At 40.4% G+C, this 20863-nt stretch carries 18 protein-coding genes; 10 read left to right on the top strand and 8 right to left on the bottom strand.

The annotated features are described in order from the left end of the window. Window positions 1-46: 46 nt before the first annotated feature. The 7 genes from AC00Y6_RS08700 (at window position 47) to AC00Y6_RS08670 (ending at window position 8862) form a co-directional block, all read left to right on the top strand. Window positions 47-511, top strand: a complete 465-nt coding sequence (locus tag AC00Y6_RS08700) for a hypothetical protein (RefSeq protein WP_474490226.1) — start codon at window positions 47-49, stop codon at window positions 509-511. A 228-nt stretch (window positions 512-739) separates the two neighbouring features. Continuing rightward, window positions 740-1879 carry an efflux RND transporter periplasmic adaptor subunit gene (locus AC00Y6_RS08695; RefSeq protein WP_474490225.1) on the top strand — a complete coding sequence of 380 codons (1140 nt, stop codon included), beginning with the start codon at window positions 740-742 and terminating at the stop codon, window positions 1877-1879. Between the two features lie 12 nt (window positions 1880-1891). Beyond that, a complete protein-coding gene (locus AC00Y6_RS08690; protein WP_474490224.1) occupies window positions 1892-5020 on the top strand; it encodes an efflux RND transporter permease subunit in 3129 nt (1042 codons plus the stop codon). Further along, window positions 5020-6423: an efflux transporter outer membrane subunit gene (locus tag AC00Y6_RS08685; protein WP_474490223.1), complete on the top strand. Its 1404-nt coding sequence runs from the start codon at window positions 5020-5022 to the stop codon at window positions 6421-6423. Before AC00Y6_RS08690 ends, AC00Y6_RS08685 begins: the two co-directional genes overlap by 1 nt. Window position 6424: 1 nt before the next feature. Beyond that, window positions 6425-7528 (top strand): sensor histidine kinase, encoded by a 1104-nt coding sequence (locus AC00Y6_RS08680; RefSeq protein WP_474490222.1) that lies wholly within the window; start codon window positions 6425-6427, stop codon window positions 7526-7528. A gap of 9 nt (window positions 7529-7537) precedes the next feature. Then, on the top strand, window positions 7538-8293 hold the full coding sequence (locus AC00Y6_RS08675) for a LytR/AlgR family response regulator transcription factor (RefSeq protein WP_474490221.1): 756 nt from the start codon (window positions 7538-7540) through the stop codon (window positions 8291-8293). Window positions 8294-8322: 29 nt separating this feature from the next. Continuing rightward, window positions 8323-8862, top strand: coding sequence for a GNAT family N-acetyltransferase (locus AC00Y6_RS08670; RefSeq protein ID WP_474490220.1), 540 nt, complete (start codon window positions 8323-8325; stop codon window positions 8860-8862). 94 nt (window positions 8863-8956) lie between these two features. Here AC00Y6_RS08670 and AC00Y6_RS08665 read toward each other — a convergent pair whose 3' ends face one another. Then, window positions 8957-9904: a YeiH family protein gene (locus AC00Y6_RS08665; protein WP_474490219.1), complete on the bottom strand. Its 948-nt coding sequence runs from the start codon at window positions 9902-9904 to the stop codon at window positions 8957-8959. 80 nt (window positions 9905-9984) lie between these two features. After that, window positions 9985-10869 carry a LysR substrate-binding domain-containing protein gene (locus AC00Y6_RS08660; protein ID WP_474490218.1) on the bottom strand — a complete coding sequence of 295 codons (885 nt, stop codon included), beginning with the start codon at window positions 10867-10869 and terminating at the stop codon, window positions 9985-9987. Window positions 10870-11175: 306 nt separating this feature from the next. On the opposite strand from AC00Y6_RS08660, the gene AC00Y6_RS08655 reads away from it, so the two are divergent. The 3 genes from AC00Y6_RS08655 to AC00Y6_RS08645 are packed head-to-tail and all read left to right on the top strand — an operon-like array spanning window position 11176 to window position 16254. Continuing rightward, complete coding sequence (locus AC00Y6_RS08655) at window positions 11176-13932, top strand: TonB-dependent receptor domain-containing protein (protein ID WP_474490217.1); 2757 nt, start codon at window positions 11176-11178, stop codon at window positions 13930-13932. A 3-nt stretch (window positions 13933-13935) separates the two neighbouring features. Continuing rightward, the gene (locus AC00Y6_RS08650; protein WP_474490216.1) at window positions 13936-15201 is read left to right on the top strand and encodes a right-handed parallel beta-helix repeat-containing protein; all 1266 of its coding nucleotides are present in this window, start codon (window positions 13936-13938) and stop codon (window positions 15199-15201) included. A 9-nt stretch (window positions 15202-15210) separates the two neighbouring features. Next, the gene (locus tag AC00Y6_RS08645; protein ID WP_474490215.1) at window positions 15211-16254 is read left to right on the top strand and encodes a phytase; all 1044 of its coding nucleotides are present in this window, start codon (window positions 15211-15213) and stop codon (window positions 16252-16254) included. A 466-nt stretch (window positions 16255-16720) separates the two neighbouring features. Here AC00Y6_RS08645 and AC00Y6_RS08640 read toward each other — a convergent pair whose 3' ends face one another. The 6 genes from AC00Y6_RS08640 to AC00Y6_RS08615 all read right to left on the bottom strand — a co-directional run bounded on the left by AC00Y6_RS08640 (window position 16721) and on the right by AC00Y6_RS08615 (window position 20585). Continuing rightward, window positions 16721-17317 (bottom strand): hypothetical protein, encoded by a 597-nt coding sequence (locus AC00Y6_RS08640; RefSeq protein ID WP_474490214.1) that lies wholly within the window; start codon window positions 17315-17317, stop codon window positions 16721-16723. After that, complete coding sequence (locus AC00Y6_RS08635; RefSeq protein WP_474490213.1) at window positions 17314-17457, bottom strand: hypothetical protein; 144 nt, start codon at window positions 17455-17457, stop codon at window positions 17314-17316. The genes AC00Y6_RS08640 and AC00Y6_RS08635 overlap by 4 nt, the downstream gene beginning before the upstream one ends. Next, window positions 17454-18455: an IS30 family transposase gene (locus AC00Y6_RS08630; protein WP_474490212.1), complete on the bottom strand. Its 1002-nt coding sequence runs from the start codon at window positions 18453-18455 to the stop codon at window positions 17454-17456. Before AC00Y6_RS08630 ends, AC00Y6_RS08635 begins: the two co-directional genes overlap by 4 nt. A gap of 252 nt (window positions 18456-18707) precedes the next feature. Further along, on the bottom strand, window positions 18708-19547 hold the full coding sequence (locus tag AC00Y6_RS08625) for a class I SAM-dependent methyltransferase (protein ID WP_474490211.1): 840 nt from the start codon (window positions 19545-19547) through the stop codon (window positions 18708-18710). 238 nt (window positions 19548-19785) lie between these two features. Further along, window positions 19786-20019, bottom strand: a complete 234-nt coding sequence (locus AC00Y6_RS08620) for a hypothetical protein (protein ID WP_474490210.1) — start codon at window positions 20017-20019, stop codon at window positions 19786-19788. Window positions 20020-20117: 98 nt separating this feature from the next. Beyond that, window positions 20118-20585 carry a hypothetical protein gene (locus AC00Y6_RS08615; RefSeq protein ID WP_474490209.1) on the bottom strand — a complete coding sequence of 156 codons (468 nt, stop codon included), beginning with the start codon at window positions 20583-20585 and terminating at the stop codon, window positions 20118-20120. Window positions 20586-20863: the final 278 nt, after the last annotated feature.

The raw sequence follows: 20863 nt of genomic DNA, 5'->3' as shown, positions 1-20863 counted from the left end.
TTCATTTCCGTAATAGACGTAAGATTTAACATTAAAAATAAATAGTATGAAAAAATTATTTTCAGCGGTAGCGCTAGTTACTGCAATGGTTTTGGGAAATTCGGTAAACGCACAATCGTATAAAACCGGTTTGGGTCTGATGATTGACGTCGGCGAGGGCGGAACTTACGTAGGTCCGCACATTAAGCACTTTTTTGGAAAGCACGGCGCCGGAGAATTTGATGTCCTTTTTGGAAGTGGCAGCACTGCGGTACAGGCGCTTGTTCAGTACAATGATCCTATTCCGGGTGCAAAGGGATTGAGCTGGTATATCGGGGGCGGTCCAGGTTTAATTTTCGCTAACAAAGGGGGAGGCAATACATTTTATCTCTCTCCGGCTGTGGGTTTGGATTTTAAAATTACAGGTGTTCCGCTATCCTTTTCCGCAGATTGGAGGCCAAAATTTTTCCTCTCCGAAAATGGAGGATCAACCATCGGAAGATTTGGCTTAGGATTCAAATTCACCCTTTAAAAAACACATTTCATATCATAGCAGGCGTCTCCCAAGGAGGCGTTTTTTGTTTAATAATAGGTGAAGCAAGTAAAATTGCTTCTGTCAGACATTAGATCATCGCTAAAAATTCAAACATTCATGTTCGCATTTCACTTCCCATTTTTGTCACTTCGGTTCTTTTTCTATTAATTAAAAAGGTTTAGCGTTCTACTTTTGCCGATGAAAATAGTAAAAAAGTATAAACTCATGAAGCGTTTTATCCATTCGAAAATAATAACAGCGGGTTTGGTTCTGGCATCCGCCTATGCCTTGCAAAGCTGTGGAAATAAAGATCAAAACCAACAACAGCAAAACGAACCAGTTGCTGCCGAAATCATTACCCTGCAACCCACGACTGCGGTGATGGATCAAACTTTTCCCGCAAAATTGGAGGGGAAAGACAATGTACAGCTCCGCCCGCAAATCAGTGGTTATATAGATCACATTTATGTGGACGAAGGGGCGTTTGTAAGAGCCGGACAACCTTTGTTCCGCGTTAACGCGAGTGTGTATCGCGAGCAAAAAAATACAGCGTTGGCGTCTTTGTCTATGGCAAAATCACAGTTGGCTTCGGCACAACTGGAACTGGACAAATACAAAGTGCTGACGGACAATAAAGTCGTGGCAGACTTCCAGTATCGCAAAGCAAAAACCAATTACGAAAATGCCAAAGCCGCCGTAAAACAACAGCAAACGCTGGTAGCATCTGCAGATGTTAATTTGGGTTTTGCCATCGTGAAAGCGCCTGTCAGCGGTTATATTGGCCGCATTCCCAATCGTTTAGGAGCGTTGGTGGGGCCGACGGATGCACAGCCCTTAACCACTTTGTCTCAGGTCAATGAGATTTACGCTTACTTTTCCCTTCCCGAAAATGAAATTTTAAAAATCAATGCTTCCCGACCGGGAACCACGTTGATCGAAAAACTGAAAAGTTTCCAAGATATCACCTTGCTTTTGGCAGATGGTACGCCTTACCAACATCTCGGAAAAATCGATATGATGGATGGGCAATTCGATGCTACCACAGGATCGGTGGCGTTGCGTGCTTCTTTCGTGAATCCAGAAGGATTGCTCCGAACAGGAAATACCGGAAGAATTGTTTTGAAAACCAACGAAAGCAATGTCTTTAAAATTCCGTTGTTGGCCACCTACGAAGTGCAGGATCAATTGTTTGTTGGTGTACTCAACGCACAAAACAAAATGGATCGTGTTGCTTTGAAGGGCTACGTAAAATCCGGCGATTTCTATATCGTAAAATCCGGTTTAAAATCGGGTGACCGAATTATTGCGAATGAACTTGCGAGTATTCCCGAAAACAGTGTAATCAAACCGAAATCCGTTCAATAAAATTCACTAAAGATGCTTAAAACAATTATAAAAAGACCCGTACTCGCTACGGTGATCTCCATTATTTTGGTGATGTTGGGGATTTTGGGAATGCTTCGAATTCCAATGACGCAGTTTCCGGAAATTGCACCACCAACCGTTTTCGTATCGGGAACTTATCCCGGTGCTAATGCCGAAAGTGTGATCCGATCTGTGGTAACACCTTTGGAACAGGCCATCAACGGGGTCGAAAATATGCAGTATATGACTTCCAGTGCGTCCAACGACGGAAGTTTTTCCATTAACATTGTTTTCAAACAGGGTGTTGATCCGGATCAGGCGGCGGTAAATGTTCAGAACCGAGTGGCACAGGTGAATGCGCAGCTTCCGCAGGAAGTGATTCGGTTGGGACTGACGACCACCAAACAGCAGACGAGTTACCTGATGATTGTAAATATCAACAGCGAAAAGCCCGACAAATACGATGAAGCATTTCTGCAAAACTATGCGAATATCAACCTCATTCCCGAACTAAAAAGGATTCCCGGCGTGGGAAATGTGAGCTTATTCGGTTCCAAAGAATATTCGGTTCGGGTGTGGATCAATCCTACGAAATTATCGTCTTACGGTTTGGTGCCTTCCGATGTTGAAAATGCAATTCAGCAATATAGTTTTGAGGCCTCACCCGGAAGTTTGGGGCAAGAAACCGACGCTTCGCTACAATACGTCTTGCGGTACAAGGGTAAACTCAACAAGCCCGAACAGTTTGAAAAAATCATCCTCCGCTCCAAAAAAGACGGTTCTATTTTGCGGCTGGGCGATGTGGCGCGGCTGGAATTTGGTTTGTCAAATTATTCCAGTGACACTTATACCGATGGCAAACCATCAGTAGTATTTGCGGTGCTTCAGGCCAGTGGTTCTAACGCGAACGATATTGCCATAGAAGTGGACAAATCGCTGAAAGGCTTCCAGAAAAGTGTGCCCGACGGGATTAAATTTGAGGTAATTCAAAACGTGAAAAATCGTTTGGATGCTTCGATTTCACAAATGCAGTCGACCTTACTTGAGGCATTCGTCCTCGTATTTATTGTGGTTTTATTGTTTTTGCAGGATTTTCGATCGACCATTATCCCGGCGATTGCCGTACCGGTTTCTATTGTCGGAACCTTCTTTTTCATTTATCTAATCGGTTTTTCCATCAATGTACTCACGCTATTTGCACTCGTCCTCGCCATTGGTATTGTGGTGGATGATGCCATTGTGGTGGTGGAAGCCGTGCACGCAAAAATGGAACATACCGGCGAAAATGCACGTACTGCCACGGTTTCTGCAATGAGCGAAATCAGTGGGGCAATTGTTTCGATTACATTGGTGATGTCGGCGGTGTTTCTTCCGGTTGGTTTTATGGAAGGTCCGGCAGGGATTTTCTACAAACAGTTTTCCTACACCTTGGCCATTGCGATTTTGATTTCGGCGATTAACGCATTGACGTTAAGCCCGGCTTTATGTGCATTGTTACTCAAAAATCACCATCACGGTGAAGGCAAAAGAAAAGCATTTACCCAGCGGTTTGCCGATGCGTTTAATACCAGTTTCGAAAGACTTACCACTAAATATGTAGGCGCTGTACGCTTTTTGGGAAAGAAAAAGCTGATTGCAATGGGCGCTTTACTGCTAATTTCTGTAGGTGCTTTTGTGTTGATGAACAATGCGCAAAAAGGTTTTGTGCCGGAAGAAGACGATAATAACCTCACTTTTGTGGTGAATTTGCAGGCCGGTGCCAATCTTCAATTCATTACCAAAGAAATGGAAAAGGCCACAAAAATTGCAGAATCACTACCGGAAATTAAGAGCATCAGTACTATTTCGGGCTTCAGTCTTTTCAGTTCGGGCGTGTCGCCCAATGCGGCGATTGGTTTCATTACGCTGAAAAACCCAAAAGATCGGGGCAAAGTGTCCAACATCAATGATGTGATGCACAAGATCGAAAACGCAATGAAAGGCAAAATCCGTGGCGAATTCCTGATTTTCCGTAATCCTGCGGTAGAAGGTTTTGGGAATGCCGGCGGTGTTGAATTTGTGTTGCAAGACCGAACTTCGGGCGATATCAACAAGTTCGAAAATGTCAGCCGGAAAATGATCAGCTCGCTCAGCAAACACCCCGAAATTGGGATGGCTTTTACCACATTCCGAAGCGATTATCCGCAGTACGAAGTGGAACTCAACGAAGACAAAGCACAGCAATTGGGCTTAACACCTAAAGAAGTAATGGATGCGCTACAATTGTATTTAACAGGCTCGCAAACCACTGATTTTATTCGTTTTGGTCGTTTGTACCGCGTGAATGTGCGTTCCGAAGCTGAGTTCAGAAAAAATGAAGCATCGTTGGATAATATTATGATTCGAAATAACCTCAATCAAATGGTGCCGATTTCAACGTTGGTGACGCTCAAAAAAGTGTTTGGTCCGCAGGGAATCAGCCGTTACAATCTGTACAACAGCATCAGCGTGAATGTCAATGCCGGCCCAGGTGCCAGTACCGGGAAAGTGATGAGCGTGATTGATGAGGTGCTGCAAAAAGAATTGCCGAAAGGATACAGCTACGAGTACAACGGATTGGCTTTGCAGGAGCGAAAATCTGGTTCGCAGATGGTTTTCATTTTCGCGCTGAGTATTTTGTTTGTGTACTTCCTTTTGTCTGCTCAGTACGAAAGTTATCTTTTGCCACTAGCGGTGATCTTGTCTTTGCCGACAGGGATTCTGGGCGTTTTTATCGCGACCGGGTTTGCTGGATTGGACAACAATATTTATGTCCAGATTGCCTTGGTAATGCTCATTGGTTTGCTCGCCAAGAATGCCATTTTGATTGTGGAATTTGCCGTGCAGCAGCGCAAGGCGGGACTCTCCATTTTTGACGCAGCGATTGCCGGAGCGCGGATGCGTTTGCGACCGATTTTGATGACTTCCTTTGCCTTCGTGGCAGGTTTGGTTCCGTTGATGTTTGCGTCGGGCGGTACCGCGATTGGAAATAAATCCATCAGTATCAGTGCGGCAGGCGGAATGTTGAGCGGTGTGTTACTCGGATTGCTGATTATTCCGGTATTGTATATGATTTTCCAGAGTTTACAGGAAAAAATTTCAGCGAATAAAAATTTAGATTGATGAAAAAAAGATTCATAAAAAACAGCGTTGCGGTCGGTTTATTAGTGGTTTTGCTGCAATCTTGCGCAGTGACCAAAGACTACTCGCGGCCAGAGCTGAAGTTGCCCGAAAATTTTGACAGCCTTTCGGTGAATGCAGCGACAAAAATCAACGAAGTTCCGGCTTATCAGCAGTATTTCAATGATTCTTTGCTGAAAGAAATGCTGGATCAGGTCTTGGCAAAAAACACCGATTTGCAGATGGCTGCCGAACAGCTTTTGGCATCAGAAGCGCGGCTGAAAAGTGTAAAATTAAATTACCTCCCCGATATCAATTTGCAGGTAAGTGCCGGTGTACAGCGTCTTTCGCAAAACAGTATGATGGGTGCGATGTCGAGTGGACAAATTTTTCAAGAGTACAATCTCGCTCCTTCAATTTCGTGGGATGTAGATTTCTGGGGAAAACTGAAAAGACAGCGCGAAGAAGCGGCGTCCGGCTATTTTGGTTTGGCGGAAAATCGCCGTGCATTGCGGGTTCAGTTGATTGCCCAAACGGCGCAGGCGTATTATAATTTGTTGTCGCTGGATGAGCAATTGCGCATTACCCAATCGGTAGAAAAAAGTATGCAGGAAACCCTCCAAATGCTGAAAACACAATATTCGGTGGGCGATGTAACGGCTTTGGCGATCAAGCAATCCGAAGCGCAATTGGCGGAAACCCGGGCGTTAATTCCCGACATTAGAGCGAGCATCAAAGCACAGGAAAATGCCTTGCAAACTTTAGCCGGAAATTATCCCGATGCTGTAAAACGTGCGCAATCTTTGCAGGATAAAGCTTTTGCTACCGAATTGGAAAGTGGTGTTCCGGCAGATTTATTGGCGAATCGCCCCGACATCAAGCAAAAAGAATTTGAATTGCAGGCGGCCAATGCGAGAGTAGGGATTGCGAAAGCAGATTTTTATCCGTCGCTGAAAATTACGGGACAGGGCGGTCTCAATGCCGTGAAAGCCAGCAACTGGTTTTCCATTCCGGCATCTTTGTTTGGCAATGCTGCGGCAGGTTTAACGCAACCTATTTTCAATAAAAGAAATATAAAATCCAATTACGAACAGGCGGTACACCTTCGCGAAGCTGCCGTTCACGATTTTAGAAAATCAGTATTAATGGGCGTGGAAGAAGTGAGCACTTCGCTCAGCAACATCACACACATCAAAGAACAGATGACGGAAGTGAACAACCGAAAAACGGCAATGAATAAAGCGATTTCGGATGCACAGATTTTGTATAAATATGGTGAAGCCAATTATTTGGAAGTTTTAACCGTGCAGCAAAGTTACCTGCAGTCTGAACTGGCGTATGCGCTGGTCATTCAGAAAGAAATAAATGCGTACATTGCTTTGTATAAAGCGCTCGGAGGAAATTAAAATGGCAACCAATAAAAGCATTCCGGTAAAACAGCAGTGGAAAGGACTTTTCCACTGGAGCGGTGTGCTGGTTTCGCTCGCGCTGGCTAATTTGATTCAGTATTTGCTCAATCCAAAAAGCAGCTGGTGGGATTTTTACATCAAAGCCAAATTAACGGAAGTCCTGGCCACCATTGCCGGCGGCATCGTAATGTATGCGATTTTGTTCTGGATTATTGCCCTGTTGTCTGCCTGGGCAAACCGCAAATGGCTGTTCCGAAACAACGTGTTGGCGCACTTTATCCTGACGACGGTTGTGGTGATTATCTGTATGTTTTTGTTGCTTTCTCTTGAAAATCTGGTGTACGAATGGATCTGGCCAGAACCGTCGGAAAATAGCAAAGAAATAGAGCAGGGTGTCCGCAATTATCTGGTGGTAAATCTGGTCGTAGCGGCGTTTGTGAATAGTTTTTACAACTCATTTTACTTTTTTGAACAATGGAAAGCCAAAGTCATCGAAAGCAATAAACTGGAAATTCACGCCTTGCAACTAAAAGAGAATGCTTTGCAGTCTGAGCTGGAAGTTTTAAAACTACAATTGGATCCTCATTTTTTGTTTAATAATTTCAGTATTTTGACGCAGTTGATTGAAACCAATCAAAAATCGGCGCAAGAATTTTTATCGAATCTTTCCCGTGTGTACCGTTATATTTTAACCAACGGAAAACGCGATGTAGTACCTTTGGAAGAGGAACTGAAATTTGTGGAAATGTATTTTCATTTGATTAAAATCAGGCACGGCGAAAGCATTCAGCTCACGATGAAAATTGATGACAATGACAGAACCAAAGGCATTCCGCCGGTAACCTTGCAGTTGCTGATGGAAAATGCCATCAAGCATAATATTTCGACACTGAAGCAGCCCTTATGTCTGACGATTGAAAGTGCGGGGAATGGCAGTATTGTGGTGAAAAATAATGTGCAGCTCATTAAGATCGATTATAAATCGACCGGAATGGGCTTAAAAAATATCCGCGAAAGGTACCAGCTTTTGCAGGGTACAGCCCCCGAAATTAATAGTAACGAACACATCTTTGAGGTGCGATTACCTTTGTTAAATCTTTAAAATGCAGCGATGAAATACGTGATTATTGAAGACGAACATTACAACGCCGAACTGCTGAAAGGATTGGTGGAAAAGTTGGATGACACTGCCGAATTGCTCGATATTCTGCCGACCATTCAGGAAAGTGTGGAATGGCTGACGGCCAATCCCAAACCGGATTTGATTTTTATGGATATCCGTTTGGCTGATGGCTTGTCGTTCGAAATTTTTAAACAAACAGAGGTGCAGTCGCCTGTAATTTTTACCACGGCTTATGACGAATATGCCTTGCAGGCGTTCAAAGTTTATGGGGCGGCTTATCTCCTCAAACCTATTGAAAAAGAGGAACTGGCAGAAGCACTGGAAAAAGTGAAACGGATTCAGTCACAGTTTTCAGGTGATGATATCGGTGCGATTGTGGAGATGCTGCAAACGCAAAAAAAGAATTATAAAAGTCGATTTCTGCTGCATTACCGTGAAACGTACAAGATGATTCCGGTGGAAGAGATTGATTACATTTTCCTGGAGAATAAAATTGTTCATTTCCGCTTGCTGGACGGCAGCATTTTGGGAGTGCCGTACACGCTGGAAGAACTTGAAGAACAGCTTGATCCGTACTATTTTTTCCGGGTCAATAGGCAATATATTTTGAATATTCACAGCATTGATAGCATTCACAAGCATTTCAATGAAAAGGCAAAAATCATCCTTAAACACGATCGCGAAGCTGAAGTCATCGTCAGCCGGATCAAAATGCCGCAGTTTAAACTGTGGCTGGATCGATAAAAAATTAAAGACTAAAATCTAATTATATAATGGAATATTTCAGAACCGAAAGATTGATGGTGCGCAGCTTTAAGGAAGGCGATGCCGAGGCCTTATTCGATTATTTCGAAAAACCTCGAGTTAATTGCTTTTTGGATGAAAGACTCATTTCATTAGAAGAAGCCAAAGCTGAAGTAGTAAAGAGAAGCACAGACGAATCGCAATATGCGGTTTGCCTGCCCGATGATACGCTGATCGGGAATCTTTTTGCATATCCCGAACACGGTGGCGATACTTTTGGTGTGGGCTGGAACATCAACCCAAAATATGAAGGCAAAGGATTGGCTTTTGAAGCCGCAAAAGGATTGTTGGACTATCTTTTCACCCAAAAAAAAGCCCGCCGCATTTACGGTTATGTGGAAGAAGACAACGTCCGCTCGCAAAACCTCTGCAAACGCCTCGGAATGCGCCCCGAAGGTACTTTTGTGGAATATGTTTCGTTCATTAAAAATGAAGACGGCACCCCGAAATACGAGAATACAATGCAGTTCGCAATTTTGAAAAGGGAGTGGGAGCGCACCATTAATTAGCTGCTTTTAACTTATTTTCAGCAAGGAGGATTCGTCATTTCTATACTTTTTTTAAGATTCTCATGATTTTATCATAGTTCTGGCTTTGTAATAATTAGACAAAGGAGAGGACAGACCACAGGCCAATAACGGAAATAATAGCCCATAGAATGACGCCCTGAAGAATGGGTTTGAAGCCTACAGTACCAAGAATTTTCCGGGAGAGCCCTGATCCGATAAGAAACAAAGTGATGGTTAAGCCTGTTTTTGAAGCTGAAATGATGGCTGTATTGATGAGATCGGGAAATGGGAAATAACTGTGGAGTACGATGGCAACCACAAAAAAACCTATGAAATAAGGGATTTTTACTTTCGTGTCTTTAGATTTAAATATCCAGGAGCTCGCAAATGCAATAGGGATAATCCAGAGGGCACGGGTAAGTTTTACGGTGGTGGCAATCTGCAGAGCTTCGGAACCAAAACGGCTTGCTGCGCCCACTACCGAACTGGTATCCTGAATGGCAATGGCACTCCAGATACCAAATTGAGATTGGCTAAGGTTGAGCTGATGTCCAATAAAAGGAAAAAGAAAAAGCGCCACCGAATTCAATATAAAAATAGTCCCCAGCGCTACACTGATTTGTTTTTCTTTCGCTTTGATGACCGGTGCAATGGCAGCAATTGCGCTTCCGCCACAAATAGCCGTTCCAGCGGATATCAGGTAAGAAATTTTCTGATTTATTTTTAGAATTTTACCCAATATAAATCCCGCTGTTAGGGTAATTGCTATTGAACCAATAGTAAAGGCGAAACCCTGTCTGCCGGCATTCATGGCTGTCTGAATTGTCATCCCAAAACCCAATCCCACTACAGAAAACTTTAAAAGCATACTTGTTACTTTGTGATTGAGCTGTTGATAAGGATTGCCAAAAGTTTGCGCTACAAAGAGACCTATAAGTAAAGCTACCGGAGGGTTTACCCAAGGTGTAATACAAATGATTAATAAGACGATGAAAATTGTTTTTCTGAACCATTCCTGATGGTATATACCTGTGCGTATCATTATAATATGATTTGACCACAAATTTCCCAACTTATCATGAAATTTAGAAATAACAATTAGTAATCTGTCATAACCTAAAGTTATGATGAGGTAATGTGATCAAGAAAAAGTCTTTGTAGCTTATTCTGGTCTCCTTGGTTGATCACGCTGTAGAAATATCTTTCAAAAGTGAGCCCCTTGATATCGATAATTTTGAGGTCGTTATCGCGTAATTCCTTAAAGATAGAGTGGATGCTTAAAAAAGCGTAGTCATCAGAATTCAAAAGATAAGACTTAATGCTCTCGGTACTTTCGAACTCCATATCTTTTTTCAGATCGCAAAGTGCAATGCCTTTTTCCTTTAGCCTGCTTGCGATAATGTCCAGCGAGCCCGAACCTGCCTCACGCAGGATAAGTGGCAGGGTTTTGAGTTCCTCTGGTTTTACGGTGGGTTTTAGTGCATTTTTATTTTTAGATCGGGTACAAAGCACGATTTCATCTTTTACAATCTTGCTGTATTTCAAGTTCTGATGATTGGGCTGGCCTTCTACCATACCTAGATCAATTTTATTTTCAGACAGCATATTTTCTATATGTTCTGTGTTGCCGGACACTAGGCTGATACTGATCTCAGGAAATTTTTCACGGAAAGAGGCCATGTACTTGGGGATGAAATACTGGGCAACAGTGGTGCTGGCGCCCAGCCGCAAAGTTCCTTTTATGGTAACGGACAATGCTGCCATATCAAAATCCAGAGCGCGGTACGCTTCCATTAATTTTTCGGCATGTGCATAGAGGATACTTCCGGCCTGGGTAAGTTTTATTTTGCTCCCGTCTCGCAGAAACAATTTGATTTCATAATGCTGCTCCAGCTCATGGATGTGCTTGCTTACGGCGGGCTGGGAGATAAACAGTTCCTCCGCGGCTTTAGTAAAATTCAACCTTTTCGCGGTAATATAAAACACTTTTAATCTAAAATCGAACATACAATTAATGTTATCGAAAGCTAAGGTACGAACTGCTTTTGTGAAATAGTTATTCTATAGACGATAATAGGATGTTAAAGTAGATAATGGAAATACCAAAGTAATCTTCTTGCACTCATAATGGCTGATTTGCAGTTTTAAAAATGGCTTTACATTGTTAATCTCTTTGCGCATCAGTGATTGGGTATGGTGGCTTCTCACGATGAGCTGAACGATTAATTTCAATGCTATTTAATACATAATTCATACTCTATTAATTTGGAATGGGTCATTATAGGGTAGTTTTGCCCCTGATAATTAATGAGAATGAAATCAGCTCTACAAAAAACCTTGTTTCTTACCTTTTGCACCGCCGGCAGCCTAGCTATGGCACAGGAATTTAAAGGAAAGGTATTTAATTCCGAAACTGGGGAAGTTATAACTGGCGCCCAGATAGAAATTTTTCCCGGCAGGCAAAAAATGTTTTCCGGCCTGGACGGGGAATTTAAATTTAAGAATATCCCAGCGGGAAAGTATTCTTACACTATCACCTACAGCCCTTTTAAAAGCATTACTAGCAGTATTGTAATTGCGAATGAAAAGAACGAAGTAGAAGTGTTTATGGGGTCTTCAAAGGTTAAGGAGATCGAAGCCATTAACCTGAAGGCTAATAAGAAGGGTGATACAGAAAACTTTGCCCGTAAAGCCGAGCAAAAACTTCCCCAGGTAGCCAATATCGTATCGGGAGCCGCCATTTCAAAATCTCCGGATATTAGTGTAGCCAATGTTATCCAGCGGGTATCTGGCGTATCCGTAGAGAGAAGCAGCAATGGCGAGGGACAGTATGCGATTGTGAGAGGGATGGATAAGCGGTATAATTACACTCTTGTTAATAACGTGAAGATTCCTAGCCCCGACGGGAAAAACAGATATGTTCCCCTGGATATTTTTCCGGCAGAGTTGCTGGACAGGCTGGAGATTTACAAATCCCTGCTTCCCAATATGGAAGGTGACGCAGTAGGTGGCGTGGTAAATATGGTGATGAAGGATGCGCCTTTACATCAGGAGATCAATGTTAACCTGGCACTTGGTTATAGCCAGATGTTGCTGGATAAAAAATTTAAAACCTACAATACAGATCAAGTAAATTTTAGAACGCCTTACGAGTTGCATGGCAAATCTTACAGGGCTACCAGTTCTGATTTTCCCAAATCTGCCTACAACATAGAAAATTTGACGGCAATGCCTAATTTTAGTGGTGGTGTCTCCTACGGAAAGCGATTTTTGAATCAAAAATTAGGTGTTATTGGAGCCGTTAGCTTTCAGAATAACAATCGCTTGACCGATAGCAAACTTTTTAATTTTGGACTTGTGGATGTGATGAAATATGCCGTGATCAGTTCTCTTAATGACAGAGATTATTATGAGAACCAACAAAGATTAGGGATTCATACCAAGCTGGATTATAAATTCAATAAAAATAATAGCATCTCCCTTTACAATTTGTTTACACAGCTCCGCGAGATACAATTGAGGGAAACGGTCAATACCAATTTTTCCAATTCGGCTTATGATCCTGCATTGGGTAATGCGTCGATAAGCTATCAAAACAGAACCAGACTGCAGCAGCAACGGATATGGAATTCTACACTACGTGGAGAGCACAAATTGATTCCGGAACTGTTGAAAATGGATTGGTCTGCCGTGATATCCTCTGCCAGCAACGAACTTCCGGATACGTCCCTGTTTGGAACCCTTGGTGTCCGCCAAAACTTTGTGGAACAACACACCGCACCTTCCAATGCGTCCAGAAGTTGGCAGAGAAATACCGATAATGATTATGCCGGATACCTTAATTTCGGACTCAAAGTCAATAAGGCGACGGAACTGAAGATAGGAGGACTTTACAGGGATAAAAAAAGAAGCAACTTCTATAATAATTACACCCTTAGACCTGTGAATCCAACAGCGCAGTGGGGGACTGATTATAATGGATATTCAGACATCAATTATGAGGTGCAAAACCCACAGGGTGCCGTATCCAATGGAATGGTATATGACGCTACGGAGAAGATTGGCGCCGCGTATGCGATGTTGGAGACCAAAATCCAAAATCTATCTGTTGTGGGAGGGTTAAGAATGGAGAATACCAACCAGGGTTACAAACTGTATTTTCCGCAAGGCGAATCCCGGCCGGAAATGAACCAAAAGTATAACGACTATCTGCCAAGCCTTAGTTTAAAATATACGATTAATAATTTTCAAAACTTCAGGGCAACTTATTTTCGCTCGATCAATCGGCCTGGCTTTTACGAGATTGTTCCTTCAGGTATAACTTATGAAGATTATCAAGAGCGTGGAAATCCGGATCTTAAAAGAGCTACTGCAGATAATATAGATTTTAGGTACGAGTTATTTCCTAATTCTTCGGATCAGTACATGATTGGTGCTTTTTACAAAAATATCAAGGATCCTATAGAATATACCTTGCAGCGCGACGCCACCAGGCCGCAGGATACTTTCTACACACCGGGTAACTTTGGTACCGCTCATAATATAGGATTGGAGCTGGATGTGATCAAATTCTTTAACAAAGTAGGAATTAAGGCTAATTATACATTCACCAACAGTAATATAGAGACATCCAAGAGCCAGCAAATAAGGACTGCGGCTGGAGATTTGGAAACCATTCAGGTGATGCAGAAAAGACCTTTGTACGGGCAAAGTCAGCATGTTGCCAATCTTTCTCTTTTGTATAAAGATGTTAACAAGGGCTGGGATGCGCAGCTGGCAGGATCATATACAGGGCAACGTATTAATATCGTATCCCAATACCTGGATAACGATGTTTGGCAAAAAGGTTTTGTACAGTTGGATTTCTCCCTGGAGAAAAAGTTGAAAAGCGGGCTGATTTTATTCCTTAAAGCCAATAACCTTTTAAACACGCCTCTGGAACTGTTTATTAAAGGAAGTAATCCTGCTAATCAAAATATACCTTATCAAAATATGGAGGCTAACGAAACACTTATTCGTAAAGATTATTATAGACAAACCTATTTGCTGGGTGTAAAATTCAAAATATAAATAATGAAATCAAATTATTATAAAATATGGGGTGCAGCGTTGGTTCTCACTTTAAGCCACTCTTGTGAAAACGCCAATGCCCTTGTAGACACTAGTATTCAGGAATCTACCGGAACCGGAGTGCATGGTGAGGTTTACGGAATATGGGCAAGAAATTCTACCATCTACGTTAGTGGGGATATCATTGTCCCTGCGGGGAAATCGCTGGTGATAGAAGAAGGGGTGACCGTGGTGATGGATCCCGTTAATAAACCCGAAGTGATTGTCAGCGGTAATTTGTACAGCGTGGGTACGGCGGCCAATCCTGTTCGTATTACAGGCCCTGTGGAAACCCGCAAGCCGGATTCCTGGGGGCAGGTGTGGGGTGGTATTCTTGCTTCTAAAACCTGTGAAGAACTGCTTTTGGACAACACGATTCTGGAGTTGGGGGGTGCTACCACTACCGAAGCTTCTACATCTGTAAAACTGGGGCTTTACAAAGCCAAAGCTGGAGAAAACCTGCCAGCCATTTGGTTTTCCAATACAAAAGGGAAATTGGTAGTAACCAATTCTGTAGTACGTAATTTTATGGATGATGCCACCTATCTAGAAGGAGGGCAGATGATTATTGCTCGTAATAAGTTTTACAGCACAGGCAGTAAGGGAGGCGAGGGTGTTAACATCAAATCAGGTGTATTGGCAGATGTCAGCTATAACCTGTTTTTCTCCAATAATACCAATGCACTGAAGCTATCCAATGCAGGAGGGCGTTCGCCACAAGCTCATGTGGTGGCCTACAACAATACCATTATCAACACGGGATGGCGCCGGCACGATATCAAGGGTGGATCTATCTGGCTAGAAAGTTCTGTAAATGCCGAGATTTACAACACACTGTTTGCTAATACACGCTTTGGGATCAAACAGGATATCAAAAATAAACCAGATGCCCGTTCCATATCTTCTAATAATCTGTATTATGGCAATGATGACACTGCGGTAAAAGGCTTTACACCAAACAATGGCGATATCCTCAGCGGTAAAAATGATGTCATCAGCACGACAGCAAAGGCTAATAATCCCAAATTTGTCAATTACCCTTTGGATAATGGCTATACATCTTTTATCTTTGATAACAACTGGAATTTTCATTTGGCTGCAGGTTCACCGGCGCTAGGTAAGGGTACCACAGCTATTCTACGCAATTTTCCTAAGGGAATTATGATTAATAGTACTTTATATGAATCTCCCGAGCCATCATCTTTTATCGGGACATTTGGTCAGCCTTAAAATTGAGATATGAAGACTTTATTTTACATTATACCGTTATTATCGGTTTTGTCATGCAGTGTCAACAGAAAAGCAATAGTTTCACATGACGTTATTCAGCCTGCTATTGTTACAGAACCTGTCAATTTCGATTCTGACGATCCTGCTATCTGGGTAAATCCTCAGGATCCGTCGAAGAGCCTTGTTATAGGAACCGATAAAGATATCAACGGTGGCCTTTTTGTGTTTGGACTTGATGGTAAAATCAAAAAAGAATTATCTGTAACGGGACTCAAGAGACCCAACAATGTTGATATTGCCTATGGCCTTACGCTGGATGGTAAAAAGACAGATATCGCGGTAACTACAGAACGCTTTACACACCAACTTAGAGTCTTTTCGCTGCCGGACATGAAACCAATAGACAATGGAGGAATACCTATGTTTGAAGGCCAGGAGTTAAAAGGGGAGCGAGACCTAATGGGGATCGCACTTTACACCGCCCCCGACCATAAAATTTATGCGGTGGTGGGCAGAAAAACTGGGCCACAGGATGGGTCTTACCTTTGGCAGTATCTGCTATCAGACTCAGGAAAGGGCTACGTAGAAGCAAAGTTGGTTAGAAAATTTGGTAATTACAGTGGTAAAAAAGAAATAGAATCTATTGCGGTGGATAATGAGAATGGCTATATATACTATTCTGATGAGCAGTTTGGTGTTAGAAAGTATTATGCAGATCCTTCCAAAGGTAAACAGGAACTCAATGTTTTTGCAACCACGGAGTTTGCAGAAGACCACGAAGGCATATCAATTTATAAAACAGGTTCCAAAAGCGGCTACATCCTAGTATCGGATCAGGGTGCCAATCAGTTCCATATTTTCAGCAGGCAAGGCAACAACAGGCTGCTGAAGGTGGTAAAAGTTTTGGCCGGCAAAAGCGATGGTTCAGACATTGTGAGTATGCCACTCAACAGCACCTTTAAGCATGGACTTTTTGTAGTAATGAGTGATGATAAAACGTTTCATTACTACCGATGGGAAGATATTGCAGGTAAAGATTTACGAATCAATTAGTTTCTGATGTAAGTGACGTTGTATATTTCTGCTGATCATTGCAGAAAGACTTGATAATTTGGACCTGTCATGCCATGTTTTGATGTATAAATAAACGATGGTATATCACAGCTAAGATATCTTCTTCTGCCTTGGAGTATTGTTTTTATTTGTATTTTTTTTAAAAAAATCATACATACTAGGCTTTTGCGGTGATAAAATCAGCTACAAGCTTTCAATTTTATTTCTTCTCACAATAGTGCATATGTGCGTTCAATGCAATTAAGTATAATTCGGTTTGTAAATCGTTATACGAGCGTCTTAAAGGGGAAGGCAAGAGTGGAAAAGTAGCAATCATAGCAGTTTGTAATAAGCTGCTCAAACAATCGTTCGGAATCTTGAAATCTGGCAAACCGTATTGTGAAAATTTTTCGCTAATTTCTGCATAGAAAATTTGGTGGTTACCATAGTTCTATGTTAGCAGAAGTTATTTTTTAACTGTTTTTTTTTCATAATCATTAACTGATTTCCAATATACATCATAAAATTCTTTTTTGTTATTTAAATTCTGAATACCATTAGAAAAATAATTTACAATTTTTTCTTTTAATAAATTATTTTCTTTTAAACAATCATTATTTTCATCATCATAGATTAAAACAGATGCATAAATTTCATTCCAGTTTTCATCACCATTTGCATAAACGTTAAATAGTTTGTTTTCGTTCTCAAAAAGTTTCACGTTTTTCCATAACAAAATAGGATGATTTTCATTATTTGGTCTTATCTCTTTTGTCCATTTTCCAAATTTATCGTACATTACTTTTTTTGTATACATTGCTGATAGTACAGCATTAAATTTTAATTCATTTAAAGTAACTGTATCGTTTTTTTGAATGACAGGGATTTTTAAAATACTATAGTTCAAGAATCCATTTTTGTAAATATATGGAGTGTTGGGGTTTGCTGTTTTCTGTGGAATTCCAACACCTTTTTCTTTATTATTTCTATCTGATTTTTGAGACCAACAGCTTAATGAAATTAAGAGTGTTATTAAAAGTAATATTTTTTTAGGTCGTCTCAAATTTCTAGTGCAACTTTTTTGTTTTGTAAAAGTATTATTTTTTTGGATGATTTTAATAAAATATGGATAACTTTTTTAGCCTTTTGTGGGCAAAAAGTTACCCACATTTTATTTCCACCGACAACAACAGCGTTTTTCATTGTAATTGATTTAAAATTAGACTATTAAATACATCTTTTGGGGTTTGATAATCCAAAACTTTTCTTGGTCTTTCATTAAGCTGTTCTTGAACCTCTTTTATGCGCTTTTTAGGGATGGTATTAAAGTCAGTTCCTTTTGGAAAATAATCTCTAACCAAACCATTCGAGTTTTCATTGGTAGGGCGTTCCCATGGAGAATAGGGATGTGTAAAATACACCTGAACCTTTGTTTTCTTAGTAAACAGTTTATGTTCTGACATCTCTGTACCATTATCGTAAGTAAGTGTTTTTCTCATCGTCTTAGGAAGCTTTAAAAACTCTTTCTCAAAGGCTTTTCTAACCGTTTCTGCTAGTTTATTCTTCAAAGGAACAAGTATAATTGTTCTTGTTGTTCTTTCTACCAATGTTCCAAGACAAGATTTGTGGTCTTTACCGATAATTAAATCTCCTTCCCAATGTCCAGGAACCTCCCTGCCCAAAACCTCTTCTGGACGCTCATCTATCGAAACTCTATCCTTTATTTTAGGCTCCAATACAGCTCTGGTCTTGAAGTTTCCTCTACTCTTGCGTTCTTGTCTAAGCTGGGAAATAAGCTCCTTTTTCAATCCGTTTTTCGAATGAAGATAGATGTATAAGTAAATGGTTTCGTGAGATACGTTCATACTTTTATTGTTTGGGTAAAGTCGTTTCAAAGTAACTGATATTTGGTCGGGTGACCAACGCAATCCTAACTTTTCATGTACAAAATCTCGAAGTTCTTTATGCGTATTGATTTTATCCTTCCACCATTTTCTATCTGACGATCGAATTAAAGCATGACGATTGGCTACATCTGCGTAATAATCATTGTGTGCATACCTGTTTCTCTTCAGTTCTCGGGTAATGGTAGACTTACTTCTCGCTAGTTTTTCGGCAATTTTTGAAGGTGAATATTTAAGTTCCCTAAACTCCTGAATTTTTACCCTTTCAATTAAGGATAATCTCTTGTATTTTTTCATGCTAACAAACGTATAAAATTGTGTTAATTTTTTTAACATTTGTTGCACTAGATTTCTGAACCGGCGGTATAATGTCAGCTAACGGGCCGCGTATTGGCGATGGGCGGGATTTTTAGCACTAACGCTCATCCGAAGAACGAAAGTTGAATTTAGTACTTCCGTTGATACGAAGCCATTCAACCCGCCTATTGCCAATACGATGTTAGCGGTTCGTTGTTTTCTGTCGTCCATTCGATTTTAGTGTTTATGTTTTTATGTTTTCGCAACCAAGAAAAATTCTCCACTTGCGGGAACAAGGTTGTCGGTTCGGTCTTTAAAATATTTTTCTGTCATATCTTTTGTTGAAACGGTTTGGATTTCTTTCAAGCCTATTTCGTCTGCAAGTTTTGTGATTTCTTCAACACTGAAAAAACTTACAAATGGCGTTCCCGAAGCTGCCGCACCTTTAATTGCAATTTCTTGCATTGGCTTGTCTTCTTCGTCAAGTTGCTCTAATGGTAAATAAAATGCGATTGCAATAGTCGAACCCGATGCAAGCGAAGTCATTTCTTTTAATGTGTCCGTAATGGCTTCTTTTGTCAAATAAAGTGTTACGCCTGTGCAGGAAACAACAGCTTTTTTGTTAGTGTCAAAACCTTTGTTTAAAAGTTCAGTCCACCAAGATGAAGTTTCAAAATCCACGGGAACGAAATGTAAATTGTTGGAAATTTTGTAGCCGTTTTCAATTAATTTTTCTTCTTTCCAAGCCAACGTGTCGGGTTGGTCAATTTCATAAATGTCAACTTGCGAATTGATTTCTGTATTTCGTTGAGCAAAACTGTCAAGTCCTGCACCAAGTAAAACGTATTGTTTTATTCCGTTGGTAATTTCTGTTTTTGCAACATCTTCAACAAATCGGGCACGAGCAACGATAGAAGCACGAAGTCGTTTGGTGTATTTCATATCAGGACGTTCTTGCCATTCTGTTTCTGGTTTGATTAAGTCATACCCGATTTTGTCGTCAATAACGTAAGGTTTTTCGTCTGTCAAAACGTGTAACGCTCTCCACAAAGCTGTTCGTAATGCTGTATTGTCTGGTTGTTTTGTTGTCATAATTTTGTTCTATGCACGATGTCTGTTACAATGACCGCTAACGGAAAAAGTATTGGCGAAGTGCGGGCTTAAGTTGAACGAATGTTCAAGTTCAGACCAAGCGGAGCCGATGCTTTTTCAGATTGTCTAAATTAAAGAAAAAAACAATATGAAAAGCAGCGGCGGCTAAATGTTTCCACTTTTTCTACTTTATATTTATCCCCGCATTTTGCCAATACTATGTTATCTGCAGTATTTTTTAGATTTCTTTGAACTTCTTTAAAGTACCATAAGGATTGTCGAAAGTTTTCTTCTTGAAATCTTTATAATGCTTTAGTCTGCATTTTAGGGAGCACGAAAAATGTTGGAATCCATATTTTTCAACCCAAACGAAAGAATCGTTATATCTTACTAGTTCAAAAATATAATTGTACTTTTCTTTTTTTACTTTGGCTAAATAATTTTTACCATTATAGCTAATTTGTAATTTCATAATTGTGATATTTTAAATTATATTACAATTATACGACAGGAATTGTAGTTTAGATTGTTTGCTAAAATAGTACTGTTAAGCTATTGATTTATTGGCACTTACCATTCTCTCAAGTTTTCAGTTATATCTTCTTCAGCTCTATTGTAACCTTTTTTGGAACTTTCCAAAATTATAATTTCAACGATTTGTTCACGTTCTGAAGTTTCTATTAATTCAAAATTGCATTTTTCATTAAGTTTGTTTAGTTTTTCGACTGTTTCTTTTACAATTTTCATTCCTTCATCTTTTGATTTTGAATTATTTATTTCTGAAACATAATTATTAAGAATTTCAACACATTTTTCAACATCAATTTTTGTGTAAGAAGGATTTGCTGTTTCCATATATTCTAGCATTGAATTTTTCAAATTTGAAATTGGATTTTCATCAGCTTTCATTTTTGTATAATTTTTAGGCTCAATATTTTGAGTTTTATTTGCAGAAGATTTAGTTTTTTTGTTTTGTCCTTCACAAGAGTTTGCGAGAAAAATCAAAGCGAGAAAAAAGAAAGGAATTTTTAGTTTCATTTTCTAAATGTTCTTTGGATCACCGTTTTTGTAATATTGCAGATAACGGAAAAAGTATTGGCGAAGTGCGGGCTAAATTGAATGAAAAGTTCAATTTCGACCAAGCTGAGCCGATGCTTTTTCTTGGAACTAAATTACAAAAAAATGTGGAAAGTAAAAGCAGCGGCGACGAAATATTACAAATCTTTCAACTTGCATTTAACCCCCGCATTTTGCCAATACCATGTTGAACTAAACCTTCGGTAGCTTTCTCAGCGCCATATTTAGTTACTTTGTAA

Source organism: Epilithonimonas sp. (assembly GCF_056329745.1).
This window is presented reverse-complemented; position numbering and strand designations above follow the sequence as displayed.